This is a genomic window from Flavisolibacter ginsengiterrae DSM 18136, assembly GCF_059568575.1.
In genome coordinates this window covers 122,984-137,043 of the sequence record NZ_JCANTR010000001.1, presented here as the reverse complement: position 1 = coordinate 137,043, position 14,060 = coordinate 122,984, and the positions used below count along the sequence as shown (strand labels likewise).

Annotated in this window: 17 protein-coding genes; 11 read left to right on the top strand and 6 right to left on the bottom strand. The window is 38.1% G+C overall.

The window, feature by feature from the left end:
• The first annotated feature begins 66 nt into the window (after positions 1-66).
• A complete protein-coding gene (locus BP74_RS00610) occupies positions 67-468 on the top strand; it encodes an SET domain-containing protein (RefSeq protein ID WP_496369996.1) in 402 nt (133 codons plus the stop codon).
• A 71-nt stretch (positions 469-539) separates the two neighbouring features.
• On the opposite strand, the gene mutS is transcribed toward BP74_RS00610, so the two are convergent.
• Complete coding sequence (gene mutS / locus BP74_RS00605; protein ID WP_496369994.1) at positions 540-3,137, bottom strand: DNA mismatch repair protein MutS; 2,598 nt, start codon at positions 3,135-3,137, stop codon at positions 540-542.
• 106 nt (positions 3,138-3,243) lie between these two features.
• On the opposite strand from mutS, the gene BP74_RS00600 reads away from it, so the two are divergent.
• From BP74_RS00600 to BP74_RS00580, 5 genes are all read left to right on the top strand, one after another.
• Entirely contained in the window at positions 3,244-3,786 is a 543-nt protein-coding gene (locus BP74_RS00600) for an RNA methyltransferase (RefSeq protein WP_496369992.1), read from the top strand.
• A gap of 82 nt (positions 3,787-3,868) precedes the next feature.
• Positions 3,869-4,777: a UbiA-like polyprenyltransferase gene (locus BP74_RS00595; protein ID WP_496369990.1), complete on the top strand. Its 909-nt coding sequence runs from the start codon at positions 3,869-3,871 to the stop codon at positions 4,775-4,777.
• Between the two features lie 49 nt (positions 4,778-4,826).
• Positions 4,827-5,243: a Holliday junction resolvase RuvX gene (gene ruvX / locus BP74_RS00590; RefSeq protein WP_496369988.1), complete on the top strand. Its 417-nt coding sequence runs from the start codon at positions 4,827-4,829 to the stop codon at positions 5,241-5,243.
• An 82-nt stretch (positions 5,244-5,325) separates the two neighbouring features.
• Positions 5,326-5,910 (top strand): peptide deformylase, encoded by a 585-nt coding sequence (def, locus tag BP74_RS00585; RefSeq protein WP_496369986.1) that lies wholly within the window; start codon positions 5,326-5,328, stop codon positions 5,908-5,910.
• Between the two features lie 72 nt (positions 5,911-5,982).
• Positions 5,983-6,924, top strand: a complete 942-nt coding sequence (locus BP74_RS00580; protein ID WP_496369984.1) for a hypothetical protein — start codon at positions 5,983-5,985, stop codon at positions 6,922-6,924.
• 10 nt (positions 6,925-6,934) lie between these two features.
• On the opposite strand, the gene BP74_RS00575 is transcribed toward BP74_RS00580, so the two are convergent.
• Positions 6,935-7,993 carry an RluA family pseudouridine synthase gene (locus tag BP74_RS00575; RefSeq protein WP_496369982.1) on the bottom strand — a complete coding sequence of 353 codons (1,059 nt, stop codon included), beginning with the start codon at positions 7,991-7,993 and terminating at the stop codon, positions 6,935-6,937.
• A 42-nt stretch (positions 7,994-8,035) separates the two neighbouring features.
• Between BP74_RS00575 and lipB the strand changes: the two genes are divergently transcribed.
• The gene (gene lipB, locus BP74_RS00570; protein ID WP_496369981.1) at positions 8,036-8,758 is read left to right on the top strand and encodes a lipoyl(octanoyl) transferase LipB; all 723 of its coding nucleotides are present in this window, start codon (positions 8,036-8,038) and stop codon (positions 8,756-8,758) included.
• Here the strand turns inward: lipB and BP74_RS00565 are convergent.
• Positions 8,737-9,426: a hypothetical protein gene (locus BP74_RS00565; protein ID WP_496369980.1), complete on the bottom strand. Its 690-nt coding sequence runs from the start codon at positions 9,424-9,426 to the stop codon at positions 8,737-8,739. The two genes, lipB and BP74_RS00565, sit on opposite strands and share 22 nt — an antisense overlap.
• Positions 9,427-9,488: 62 nt before the next feature.
• A complete protein-coding gene (locus tag BP74_RS00560) occupies positions 9,489-10,382 on the bottom strand; it encodes a 1-aminocyclopropane-1-carboxylate deaminase/D-cysteine desulfhydrase (RefSeq protein WP_496369978.1) in 894 nt (297 codons plus the stop codon).
• Positions 10,383-10,435: 53 nt separating this feature from the next.
• Here BP74_RS00560 and BP74_RS00555 point away from each other — a divergent pair, with 53 nt between their 5' ends.
• Positions 10,436-11,353 (top strand): sugar phosphate nucleotidyltransferase, encoded by a 918-nt coding sequence (locus BP74_RS00555; RefSeq protein ID WP_496369977.1) that lies wholly within the window; start codon positions 10,436-10,438, stop codon positions 11,351-11,353.
• 73 nt (positions 11,354-11,426) lie between these two features.
• On the opposite strand, the gene BP74_RS00550 is transcribed toward BP74_RS00555, so the two are convergent.
• Together BP74_RS00550 and BP74_RS00545 are read right to left on the bottom strand one after the other, a co-directional pair.
• Positions 11,427-12,554, bottom strand: a complete 1,128-nt coding sequence (locus BP74_RS00550) for a S1C family serine protease (RefSeq protein WP_496369974.1) — start codon at positions 12,552-12,554, stop codon at positions 11,427-11,429.
• Positions 12,551-13,117: an RNA polymerase sigma factor gene (locus BP74_RS00545; RefSeq protein ID WP_496369970.1), complete on the bottom strand. Its 567-nt coding sequence runs from the start codon at positions 13,115-13,117 to the stop codon at positions 12,551-12,553. The genes BP74_RS00550 and BP74_RS00545 overlap by 4 nt, the downstream gene beginning before the upstream one ends.
• A 121-nt stretch (positions 13,118-13,238) precedes the next feature.
• On the opposite strand from BP74_RS00545, the gene BP74_RS00540 reads away from it, so the two are divergent.
• The 3 genes from BP74_RS00540 to BP74_RS00530 are packed head-to-tail and all read left to right on the top strand — an operon-like array spanning position 13,239 to position 13,978.
• On the top strand, positions 13,239-13,466 hold the full coding sequence (locus BP74_RS00540; RefSeq protein WP_496369968.1) for a hypothetical protein: 228 nt from the start codon (positions 13,239-13,241) through the stop codon (positions 13,464-13,466).
• A 16-nt stretch (positions 13,467-13,482) separates the two neighbouring features.
• Positions 13,483-13,716, top strand: coding sequence for a hypothetical protein (locus BP74_RS00535; RefSeq protein ID WP_496369966.1), 234 nt, complete (start codon positions 13,483-13,485; stop codon positions 13,714-13,716).
• A gap of 58 nt (positions 13,717-13,774) precedes the next feature.
• Positions 13,775-13,978 carry a hypothetical protein gene (locus tag BP74_RS00530; RefSeq protein WP_496369964.1) on the top strand — a complete coding sequence of 68 codons (204 nt, stop codon included), beginning with the start codon at positions 13,775-13,777 and terminating at the stop codon, positions 13,976-13,978.
• Positions 13,979-14,060: the final 82 nt, after the last annotated feature.

Genomic DNA, 14,060 nt, shown 5'->3' with positions numbered 1-14,060 from the left:
AAAATTAGGGATGGATTATATCTCAATATGATTTAGTGAAATTAATTTGTGTAAAATTCGAAAGGAGTGACTAAAAATTTTATTTCAGAAGATATATATGTAGATAAATCAAAGGATATGGGCAGGGGAGTTTTTGCCAGGAGCTTTTTGAAACCCAATACTGTCATTGAGATTTCACCAGTTATTGTTATGAGTGCCAGGGATAGGGTGTTGATTGATCAAACCCTGCTTCATGATTATATTTTTGAATGGGGAGATAAAAGACAGGAATGTTGCATGGCTTTGGGATATATTCCTTTATACAACCACTCCTATAAGTCAAATTGTGAATATGAAATGAATTTCAGCAAGCAAACCATTACTGTCAAAACAGTGAAAGCCATTGAGCCAGGGGAAGAATTATTTATTAATTATAACGGAGACTGGAATAACAAATCAAGAGTATGGTTTGATGCGCCTAAAAGTTAATACAACCATTTTAAGCTTTTTCAGGATTGTATGAGTTCTGTTTATTGACAAGCCGGGATGCCGCCTGTCGTTTATTTTAAAAGATTTTTGATCTCATTCAGTTTTAATAAGGCCTCTACCGGGGTAAGCCTGTTGATATCAATATTCCCCAGCATATTTCGTATGTCATCAAAGGTTTGGGTATGGGCATCAAAAATGCTTAACTGTAGCCTGGGTGCAGATAAGGATTTGATGTTTTCCACTTTTGCATCAGCGTGCATAGCCTCCAATTGTGCCAGGACTTCTTTTGCTCTTTCAATAAGATCAGGGGGCATGCCTGCCATCCTTGCTACATGGATACCGAAGCTATGGGTACTTCCTCCCGGTGCTAATTTTCGGAGGAAAATTACCCTGTTGCCAATTTCTTTATTGGTAACATGGTAATTCTTAACCCTGGGAAGTTTATTTTCCAGTTCATTCAATTCATGATAGTGTGTAGCAAAAAATGTCTTGGGTTGAGTGGGTGCATTATGCAGGTATTCTGCAATACTCCACGCTATGGAGATGCCATCATAAGTTGACGTACCTCTGCCAATTTCATCAAGCAGGATAAGGCAGCTACTACTGATATTGTTGATAATTGATGCTGTTTCATTCATTTCAACCATGAACGTCGATTCGCCTGCGCTGAGATTATCTGAAGCTCCAACCCTGGTGAATATTTTATCTGTAAGTGAAATAAAGGCCTCATCAGCCGGCACGAAGCTTCCCATATGTGCCATCAACGTGATCAACCCCGTTTGCCTGAGTAGGGCTGATTTACCACTCATATTAGGCCCAGTAAGAATGATGATCTGTTGATCTGCTTTATCAAAACTGACATCGTTTCCTATGTAGGCTTCTGATGGTGGAAGTGTTCTTTCAATTACAGGGTGGCGGCCATTTTTTATTTGTAGTTGTTCACCGGTATGTAATTGAGGTTTTTTATAATTGTATTGCAAAGAGTTGTTGGCAAAACAGGTAAGACAATCCAATGTGGCGATCATTTGGGCATTGATCTGGATACAGGATAGAAAGTCAAATAGTTCATTGATCAGGCTTTCAAACAACTGCAACTCCAGCTGCAGCATTTTTTCTTCAGCGCCAGTGATCTTTTCTTCATATTCTTTCAGTTCTGGCGTGATATATCTTTCAGCGTTGGCCAAGGTTTGTTTGCGCATCCATTCAGCCGGAACCTTGCTTTTATGAGAGTTAGTAACTTCAAGATAGTATCCAAAAACGTTATTATAGCTGATCTTGAGGGAAGAAATACCTGTGCGTTCAGCTTCTTTTTGTTGCAATTGAAGTAAGTATTCCTTTCCATGATGAGCGATATTTCTAAGGTCATCCAATTCCCTGTTAACCTGTATATTGATAAATCCTCCTTTGCTGGCTAGGGCAGGTGGATTTTCTATGATCTCTTTGACAATCTTATCTGCAATATAATGGCATGGGTTGAGTGTATCAGCCAGTCGTTGTAAATATTCGTTGGGAGTATTCGATGCCAGATCTTTCACCACATCAATTTGTCGAAGGGCCCGTGCCAGCTGCAGCAATTCCCTGGGATTGATTTTTTTCAATGGGATTTTAGAAACCAGTCGTTCCATGTCCCCGCATTGGCGCATGGCGTGAAGGAATTTATTCCGCAGGTCTGTTTGAAGGATAAGATACTCCACTACGTCAAGCCGTTCATTGATTTTACGAATATCTTTCAATGGAAACACCACCCATCTTTTCAACAATCTTGCTCCCATTGGAGTACAGGTATTGTCAATGACTTTCAAAAGCGTATTACCATTCTCTACATTACTGTACAACAATTCCAGGTTCCGAATGGTGAATTTGTCCATCCATAAATAATCATTCTGTTCCAGTCGCTGGATGGAAGTTATATGCTGTAAATTGGGATGCTCTGTATCTTTCAAATAATGGAGTATGGCACCTGCTGCGACCAAACCAAAACTTAAACCCTCCACACCAAATCCTTTGAGGGAGTGTGTGCCGAAATGCTTTAACAGGCTTTCCTCTGCATAAGACTGTTGAAATATCCACTCATCAAGGGTATATGTATAATAACGGGAACCAAATTCTTCCTTAAATTTCTTTTGGTGATGGCGTTGAAATATTACCTCCGCGGGTTTGAATCCGCTTAATAGTTTATCAGCATATTCCTTATCACCTTCTGCAATGAAAAATTCCCCTGTGGAAATGTCAAGGAAGGCCATTCCATATTTTTCATCATTTGCATGGAGCGCTGCCAGGAAATTATTGGAGCTTAAATCCAAAAGTTTATCGTTTGTAGCTGTGCCAGGCGTAACCATTTCGGTAACTCCCCGCTTAACAATACCTTTTACAGTTTTTGGGTCTTCCAACTGGTCACATATAGCTACCCGGTAACCGGCTTTTACCAGTTTATGGAGGTAGGTATCCAAGGCATGGTGCGGGAAACCGGCCAATTCATTTTCTGAAGCCGAACCATTGTTTCTTTTTGTAAGGGTTATGCCCAATACCTGTGAAGCAATTATAGCATCTCCTCCGAAAGTTTCATAAAAATCGCCAACACGAAATAAAAGGATAGCATCAGGATATTTGGCCTTAATGGCTTTATGCTGCTGCATCAGAGGTGTTTCGGTAGTTTGTGCCTTGCTCATGTGATTGGAGCAAAAATAAGCGGCACCAAAGGAAATCTCCCTTTATAAACGGACTTTTTATCCACGTAAGAGTTGGGTGGTTACTTTTGCTGCAAAACAGGAAAATTTGGTAAGAAAACTATCAATGGATGAATTGAACCGCAAATCAGTGGAAGAGTTCAGGGAATCCAGTAAAATGCCGATCATCGCTATTCTGGAAAATGTCAGAAGTGCATATAATGTTGGAAGTATTTTTCGAACCGCGGATGCTTTTTTACTGGAAGCTATTTATATCTGCGGTTATACTGCGCATCCACCTCATAAAGAGATTAAAAAGACAGCCTTGGGTGCTGATGAAACAGTATCCTGGAAACATTTTAAACATATAAGTGATGCAATATTGGAATTGAAGCAGGAGGGGTATACGATTTATGCCGTGGAACAGGCAGTGAACAGCTTAAAATTGAATGAAATTGAACTCAAAGGTAAGATTGCAGTGGTCTTTGGAAATGAAGTGACAGGTGTAGAGCAATCAACTATTGAAAGCTGCGACGGTTGCCTGGAAATACCTCAATTTGGAATGAAGCATTCCTTGAATGTTTCTGTTGCTGCCGGAGTTGTGCTTTGGGAACTTGTCCGTAATAGGGTACAATCTGGAATTCCGGGATAAGACAATGATTTTACTCATATCTTCTACCCAATCAAATCAGCTGTTTACCTGTGAAAATTGAAATTACCTTTGCGACTTCATTATGTATAAAGTAAAAAATTATCTTTCTTTAGTCAAATTTTCGCATACCATTTTCGCGATGCCATTTGCCCTGATTGGTTTTTTTTTAGGGTTAGCTGAATTTACTTCTATAGTCCCGGGTTGGCATACCAGGATCTTTCCATTATTCATTGACTGGAAAATCATACTGGTAAAATTGGTTTTGGTAATTCTATGTATGGTATTTGCCAGGAGTGCTGCAATGGCTTTTAACCGTTTTCTTGACCATAAATGGGATGCCTTGAATCCAAGAACTGCCGTAAGGGAAATTCCTAAAGGAATTATCACACCTAATAATGCCCTGGCTTTCACCATTATCAATTGTATTTTATTTATTGCCACAACCTTTTTTATAAACCGTGTATGTTTTTTCCTTTCACCCGTTGCCCTGGCGGTGGTGTTGGGATATAGCTATACCAAGCGTTTTACAGCACTATGTCATATTATCCTGGGTTTGGGTTTGTCTTTAGCGCCAATAGGCGCCTATTTAGCAGTAACAGGCAGTTTTCATTGGTTGCCAATTCTATTTTCCTTCGCAGTATTATTCTGGGTAAGTGGTTTTGATATCATATATGCTTTACAGGACGTAGAATTTGATCAATCACAAAGTCTTTATTCAATTCCAGCCCTGGTGGGAAAAGAAAACGGATTAAGAATTTCCGAAGTATTGCATTTTTTAAGCCTGTCAACTGTTGTACTGGCTGGTAAATTGGCTGCCTTTGGATGGTTGTACTGGCTGGGCGTTTTGGTTTTTGGCATTTGCCTGGTTTATCAACATTCAATAGTGAAACCCAATGACCTTAGAAGGGTGAACCTGGCCTTTATGACCCTGAATGGTATAGCAAGCGTAGTTTTTGCTGTATTTGTAATAAGTGACCTTTTTATCAAATAATATAGCCAAGGTTATTTTCCGCTTCAATAAGATGTAATAAGGAAATTCAATGGGCAGAATACTTTCAATAGATTATGGTGGTAAAAGAAGTGGCCTGGCGGTTTCCGATCCGCTTAAAATTATAGCTACCGGCCTGACCACAGTTGAAACACCAAAACTGATTGGTTTTTTAAAAGAATATTTTATAAAGGAAGAAGTTGAATTGGTTATCATTGGAATGCCTGTGAATTGGGATGATTCTGCTACGCACGCTACGCCACTTGTCCAAAAATTCATCACTGCATTTAAAAAATTCTTTCCTGGCACGCCTATTAAAGAAGTTGATGAAAGGTTTTCATCAAAAATGGCATCCCAAGCTATGATAGACATGGGACTAAGAAAAAAGCAAAGGCAGGAAAAGGGTAGGATAGATGAAATAGCTGCAACTATTCTATTGCAGGAATACATGCAATCCAGCCAACTTTAGGATTTAATAAGATTTTCGACCACCATAGCTTTACAACATTGCTTTATTTTTGCGGGGCAGGAATTCCAAATTATATTTAATAATGATTCTTCCTATTGTAGCATATGGTAATCCTATTTTAAGAAAAGTAGGTCATGATATTGATCAGAATTATCCTAACCTTGACAAACTTATCGAGGATATGTGGGAAACCATGTATGCCAGTAATGGGGTAGGACTTGCTGCTCCACAGGTGGGAAGGGATATCAGGTTGTTTGTCATGGATAGCGCCCAGATATTCTCCAACATGGATGAAAAAGATAAGGAAGAAGAAAATTACCCGGATGCTCCCGGCATTAAACAGGTATTCATCAATGCTCATATTATTGAAGAGCACGGTGATGACTGGTCTTATAATGAAGGTTGTTTAAGCATACCTAAGATCAGGGAAGATATTTACCGGGCCGAGGAAGTTACACTTGAATACCAGGATCAAAATTTTAAAAAGCATACCCGTACTTTTAATGGTGTAACAGCCCGTATCATTCTTCATGAATATGACCATATAGACGGGAAACTATTTATTGATTACCTGTCGCCTTTAAAAAGAAAGCTTTTGAAAAGAAAGCTTGATGATATTTCCAAAGGCAATATAAAGGTTGACTATAAAATGTCATTCTCAAAATAGGCCAACTATACCATTTCCAATAGGAATATAATGTGCCATTTGGCGCACCGGTCAGTCCATTAATTTGCTATTATGGTAAATTTTGCTAAGCTTATTATATGTAGTATCACCATTTGTTCCGGTTGTTTTACCACTAGTTGTTATGGACAAACTGATACCTCTGACGCCCAGATATTAAGCAAGATCACTGTAATGAGCGAGGTGGTGATCCGTAATGACCTGGATGTGATGAACTTTCTCCAAAGGGTAAAAAATGACTCCAGCTTTTATAAAGCTTTTAAAAATCTTCATCTTGTAGGGTACACATCTATCAATGACATTAAGATGCTGGATAAAACAGGTAATGTTAGTGCTTCCCTGTACAGTAAAACAAAACAACGCCGTTTTAATAATTGCAGGGAAATGGAAGTTTTGCAGGAAAAGTTGAATGGCGATATAAAGGCGTTTTATACAGCTGAATTGTATTCAAGTCTTTTTTTTACCAAAGGAAAAGTTTGTAATGAATCCAATATCGTAAATGGTATTGAAAGGTCAGTAAAAAACAAATCCGGAGTAGAGAAGCATAAGGAGCAATTAAAGATGTTGTTTTTTGATCCCGGGAAGAAAATTCCCGGGATACCATTCATGGGAGATAAAGTGGATATTTTTGATCCTGGCATGTCCCGATATTATAATTATCTAATCGACATGGGGGAGATGAGTGGCCAGAATTGTTATGTATTCAGTATAAAGGCAAAGGATGAACTGAGTTCTTCGGATAGGGATAAAATCGTTTTTGACGACATCACTACCTGGTTCAATGCCAAAACCATGGAGATCGTAGCCCGCAATTATGATCTTAGCTATAACACTCCCTTATATGATTTTAAAGTCCACATGGAGGTTGAAATGACAAAATTTGGTGAATGGCTGGTTCCCCAGGTTCTTAGGTATAATGGAAACTGGAAAGTGCTATTCAAAAAAAGAGAAAGGGGCATATTCACTGCCACATTATTTGATTTTGAAAAAGAATAAATTTCTTTTTCTAATCTTTAATGGTTTTCACATAATTTCTCCATTTTTCTATAACCTGGCTAATATCATCAGGTAGCTCTGTTTCAAAAAAGACCTCTTTTCCTGTGCCCGGATGTACAAACCCAAGAGTCTTGGCATGTAAAGCCTGTCTTTGACAAATCATAAAACAATTGTCTACAAATTGTTTATACTTACTGAAGATGGTACCTTTCACGATCTTATCGCCCCCATAAAAATCATCGTTGAATAATGGGTGCCCAATATGTTTCATATGAACACGTATCTGGTGTGTTCGTCCAGTTTCCAGGATACACTGTACCAATGTAACATAATTAAATCTTTCTAATACTGAATAGTGCGTAATAGCTTCTTTTCCATGGTCTCCTTCAGGGTAAGCCTCAAACAGCTTCCTGTGTCTTAAGTTGCGTCCTACATGAGCCACAATAGTTCCTGAATCATCTTGCACATCACCCCAGACCAGTGCCATGTATTTTCTTTTGACCGTATGGTCATAAAATTGCTTGGCCAAATGTCGCATGGCTTTGTCATTTTTAGCCAATACCAACAGGCCACTGGTATTTTTGTCTATCCTGTGAACCAGACCAAATCTTGGCAAGACTTCTTCTGAAATATCAGGGATTTTTTGTTGGAGGTACCAGGCAATGCCGTTCAGCAAGGTGCCATTATAGTTTCCACTTCCCGGGTGTACCACCATACCGGCAGGTTTGTTGATGATAATAATGTCATCATCTTCGAAAACTATATTCAGCGGAATATTTTCCGGAACAATTTCAGTTGATTCAGGCGAAAGATCTGAATAGATAACTATTTGATCGTAAGGTTTTACTTTATAGTTCTGTTTGATTTCTTTATTATTCACCAGCACCAGCCCCGAATTGATAGCCCTCTGTAGTTTATTTCGGGTAGCACCTTCCAACCGGTTCATAAGAAATTTATCTACCCGGTAAGGCTCCTGGCCTTTGTCAATAGTAAAGGTGAACCTTTCATACAGTTCATCATTGCTTTCCTGTTGGTCGTCGTTTACCGGACCAATTGCCTCTGTACTCATATGCTGCAAAAATAAAGGGTGTAAAGTTGGTATTTTTGAGTAATGGATACTCAAATGGTGGAATTCAGAGACCTGGGGAAGATGAATTATAAGGAAGCCTGGGATTACCAGGAAAATTTATTGAAAAGAAACCTGGAGGCCAAGTCTAAAAAAAATGGTGATACCGTTATTCCCACTAACAACTATTTACTATTGGTAGAACATCCTCCCGTCTATACTTTAGGGAAAAGCGGCAAAATGGATCATATCCTGATCAGTGAAGAAGAGCGAAATGCCAGGGGCATACAGTTTTTTCACACCAACAGGGGTGGGGATATAACCTTTCACGGCCCTGAACAAATAGTTGGGTATCCTATTCTGGATCTTGAAAATTTCTATACAGATATTGGACGTTACCTACGTGAACTGGAGGAAGTAATCATACTTACCCTGAAAGATTTTGGTATAACCGGTGAAAGGTCAACGGGCGAAACGGGGGTTTGGATAGATAGTTTTATAAAAGGTAAAGAACGTAAGATCTGCGCAATGGGTGTAAGGTGTAGCAGGTGGATTACTATGCATGGCTTTGCTTTGAATGTGAATACCGACCTGGGATATTTTGATCATATTATACCCTGTGGTATACAGAATAAACAAGTGACATCAATGAAAGCAGAATTGGGACATGCAATAGAGCTTTCCTCTGTAAAAGAAAAGATTTTACAAAACTTTGAGAAGGTATTTAAAGTGAAAATGGCTTCTAATCAAAACTCCTTGGAAAGGTAGAATTTGTTTTTTTCTACAAGTTTTTCATCACTATACAATTCAAATTTGAACCATCCTGAATGGATGAAATTTGTCTTATCCAGGGTTAAAGCGGGTTGTTTAATATTCTTTATTTCAAAAAGCGGTTCATCATTCTCCTCAAAGAATTTAATGTGGTATTTTTTCCGGTCTGCATCGGGTAGATTTATAAAAACATACCCATCCTTATTGGTATAGACATAAAAAGAGGGAACAAAATCTGGTTTTTTGGGTATTGATTTGTTGACAATGGTTTCTTTATTCCGGGCCGGTTCAACCACGGGAGACACAACGGCAATAGAAGAATCAATGAAAGGTTTTCTTGGAGCTGTAACAAAAAATTCGCCTTTATCAAGGTTGATGAACAGGCGGTAAAACATATGATCATTAGGAGCTTTTGTATCAGCAAATCCATTTTGAATGGCAGATGGATCTGTCACACTTAGAATAGTTTTATAATTTTTCAAACTATCGAAAGATCGCTGAACAGAAATCTGTTTGGTGACAGGGTAATTATTCACCCAACCTATGATGATCCGGTTATTGCCGGCATTTTTCACTGTAAATCCAGGCAAGGTATCCTGGGCGGACAATGTTGAAAAACCAGCAGAACATATCAGTAAAAAATACAGACAAATAATACGCATCATAATAAGACTTTAGCTTTCTTCCTTACAATCCATGCAAATATAATTGCAGGGCGCTTTTTAGCTTAAAATATTAACGTTCCCTTCGGGAGGGACAGGTTTCCCTGTAAGCCACCACTATGAATGATCAGCACCTTACTTTCTTTTGGAAAAAAATTTTTCATCAGGAGATCATTTGCCCCATAAAATAATTTCCCTGTATAAACAAAATCTGTAGGTATACCGGTTTGTTGATACCAGTCATTCATGAATTGAATCAATTCCGGAGAAGTTTTGGCATAACCTCCAAAATGGTAATCATATATCAATTGGAAACCTTGCTTTTTTCCTGGCAACAAACTATTGATTTTAAGTTCCAGGCTGTCATCCTGCAATACCGGGAATCCAATGATGCTTTGTCCCGGAAGGGCGGCAGCAATCAAACCACTAAGCATGGTTCCTGTTCCTACTGCAGCCAGGATATGCGTATAAATATTACAATTTAATTCCTGTAATATTTCCATAGCGCCTGTCATTCCCATTTTTCCAAATCCTCCTTCATCCACCATGTATACATCTCCTGGATCAAGGTTAACCAGAGCTTCACCAGGTATGACTTTAGCTTTATAATCGCTTCTTGAAATAAAATACAGTTCCATATTATACGCGAGAGCCTGTTGAAGCGTATGAGAAAGGTTTTTTGGCCTTTCACCTCTTATGATTCCAATACTTTTTAAATTATAATATTGGCTGGCTGCAGCTGTGGCCACTATGTGATTGGAATATGGGCCACCAAAAGTAAGGATCGTTTTTTTGTTGCGATTTACTGCATCGTGAAGATAATTTTTTAGCTTAAACCATTTATTCCCGGAAACAACCGGGTGGATCTCATCCAGCCTTAGAGCATCAACCGTGGTATGAAATTTATAGTTAATAGAAATCGGACCGACTTTACTTTTTTGGAAGGGGATCAAACTCATTATCAGTCAAAATTCTAATTTATTTAATTTCGGGCCCGATTTAAAAATCATTTATGAAACCTACATTAGTTATAATGGCCGCCGGAATGGCATCAAGATATGGAAGTATGAAACAGATCCAACAGTTTGGCCCCAGCGGTGAAACCATTATGGATTATTCAATTTATGACGCTATAAAGGCCGGATTCCAAAAAGTTGTATTTATTATCAGGGAAGATTTCGCTGAAGATTTCAAGGAAATATTTGAGCCCAAACTCAATGGCCGGATAGAAACAGAATATGTGTACCAGGAAATGGACAAATACCTGGAGGGTTATGAAGTTCCGGAAAACAGGACAAAACCATGGGGAACTTCACATGCCATTATGTGTGCAAAAGATGCAGTTGATGGCCCTTTTGCTGTAATAAATGCAGATGATTTTTATGGAAGTGATGCATTTCAGAAAGCTTGCGGGTTTTTAAAAAATGAGTGCAAAGAAGATGTATATGCTATCGTAGGATACGAACTCGCCAAAACACTTTCTGAAAACGGATCTGTTAGTCGGGGAGTCTGTGAGATTGATAAGCATAGCAACCTGGTGGCAATAAATGAACGTTTAAAGATCTATAGAGAAAATGGAAGTATGGTTTATGAGGATCCCAATGGAGAGAAACATTCTTTACCTGAAGATTCCATTGCATCAATGAATTTCTGGTGTTTTCATCCCTCCATATTTTCATTTCTCCAGGCTGGGTTCAAAACTTTTCTTGATGAGAATATAGATAATCCCAAATCAGAATACCTTATCCCATTTTCTGCCGATCAGTTTATTAAAAAGGATCTTGGCGTCATAAAAGTTATTCCTACATCTTCACAATGGTTTGGTGTAACCTATAAAGAAGACGCACCCGTAGTTCAAAAAAGTTTGAGTGAACTGGTTGAAAAAGGTGCTTATCCAAAAAGTCTTTGGAGCGTTTCTTCCAGTGTATAATTTTATTATAACTAATCTTCAAAGTAAAAGGTCCTGGTTTTTGCCAGGACCTTTTACTTTTATATGATATCTCTTAATCAACTTTCACCATGAAAACGAAATTAGAGATCTTCTTCACCTGTTGCATTCTATCAGCTCCTTTCAGGCCAGGTGATGATGGGGTTTTTACGTTTTTGAAGGAAGTGTCTTTTTGCAATTCATTAAGGGCATTAAGAATATATTTAGAATGAATAGCAAAAACAGCACCCTCAGCCGTATTTTGTTTGGCACTTAATATACCAATAATCTCACCGTTTTTATTGAGGATAGGACTTCCGCTATTTCCCCTGTTAGCCGGTACGGTAATCTGGCAGCTTAAAGTGTCGCCATTGTAACCGGTTTTAGCAGAAAGGTAACCTTCACCATAAACAATATCATTACGCGGATAGCCAAGTGTGTAAATTGGCTCAGCAATGTCTCCACCGTAACGTTTTATGGAATAAGGAATGGAACCTGGGGATTTATAGCGTTTATCAGTGATTTTTAAAATAGCAATGTCTCTTTGAGGATCACTATATACAACTACCGCATTCAGATCCACACCATTATTGTCCTGCACAGCAATATGTTTTGCATCTTCAATGACGTGTTGATTGGTAACGATATACCCTTTGGAATCCAGTAAAAAACCTGTACCGCCGCTTTTATAGGTAATAGCTGGGGTCTGTATAACTTCCTGCGCCTGGTCTTTTACATTGTCAATCTTTTGGTTGAGTTCATGGTTTTTATTCTCAAGCTTTGAAATGCTTTGTTTCAATTCTCTTCTCAGAGCCTGCACTTCCTGTGTTGGTTTGCCTGGTGAGAAGGACCAAACCAAAGCGCTCATGGTTAAAGCAGTAATACCAGCGATAGATGCGGCAATAGCAGCCACCCGTTTATATCGATTGTATAAATAAATAACCTTGGCCTTTCCTTTTAAACGAGGGGATTTAATGAGTCCTTTTTCAGCCAGATGAATATGATTTTCATTTAAAAGGTTCTTGAAATTCTTAATATCATCAAACCTGTTCATTTGTTGAAGAAAGAAAGTGTGTTCCACCACCATTTGGTCGATTTCCGGGTTGGTCTTACGCAATCCTTCGAAATAAACCCGCTCATCAGGAGTCATTTCCCCGGAAATGTAACGTTCAACAGCCTCCAGAATTTTAATATCTTCTATCACAGTGACTCATTTTTATATTGAGAAAAGAAAAGTCTTTTTAAGCGAACCAGGCATTTATACTTCTGGTTTTTGGCATTTTCTGCATTTGTGTATCCAAAACCAGTTGCTATATCTGTCATGGTTCTTTTATGAATGTAAAAAGCCTCTAATAAACTTTTACATGGTTCCCCGAGATTATTCATCGCTTTTTCCATCATCCCGTATTCATTGTTCCTTTGTTCATGGTCATCCATTTCTTCATCCACTGGGACTATCTCAGCGTGACCTTCCAATAAATTAAAGCGGTTTTGATGCATCAACTTCTTCAACCAGATTCTGCGGCTTACTGAATAAATGAATGTTTTGATCTGGCAATTCAATTCAAAAGAGCCGGACTGAACCTTTTCATACAACACAATCATGGCCTCCTGGAAAACATCTTTAGCATCGTCTGCGGTACCATTGTTATTGATAATCAATGCCTGAACGATATTGAAATTATCCTTATATATTGTTTCTACAGCCTTTTTATCACTTTTAGATAAACCCTGGAGCAATGCCTTCTCGTTATTCTCAGCTTTCAATTATCTCTATTTAATACCAAAATCTAAAAATAGTAACCCAACGAGGTGATAAAAAAAATATTTTGAATTAGGGGGTTACCTTTTTTAATTATTGGTATTAATCTCATTATCAAGCGTAGATATGAAAACAATTGGTTTTGTGGTAATAGTGTTGGGTTCTGTTCTATCTGCATGTAATGATAGTGGAAGTTCTACCAGGATTAAAATCGATTCCATAGGTAGAAAGTTTGATACCTCGGCAGAAAGAATTTGGGACTCAACCAAGGAAAAAGCCAAAGAAATAAAACAAAAGATCGAAAATAAACTTGATCAAAAAGATTCTGCTTCAAAAAAGGCAGATAATAAATAACCTTAAAAACAAAAGAATGAAAAAGATTTTCATGGTTTTAGCAGTAGCTGGTGCATTAACAGCATGTAACAACAGTGCAGATAACGCAAAAGATACTATGGATTCAGTAGCTTCTGAGCAAAAGGATAAACTTGATTCTTCTGCAGATGCAACAAAGAATAAAATTGATTCTACTGTAGATGTTAAGAAAGATAAGATCGATTCTTCAGTGGATGCAAAAAAAGAAATGATCGATTCAACTAAGAAATAATAATTGAATTGATTCTTTTCCATAAACAGTCATTATCAAACAATCATAAATAATATCAATGAAAAAAGTTCTTGGAATTATTGTAATTGCTGGTTCACTAGTTGCTTGTAAAAGCAATAGCGAGAGCACTACAACTACAGACTCAACAACAACGACAACAACAGCCCCTCTAACAACTGATACTACCGTTACAACTGTAGATACTACCACTACCGTGAAAGTAGATACAACTCATGCTGCTACTGATACAGTAAAGCACTAAGAGTAGTTAAGCTTTGCCAACACGGATGTAGTTATCAACTAATTCATATGGCAAGCAATCCTTGGAAAAGCCATCCTGTTTT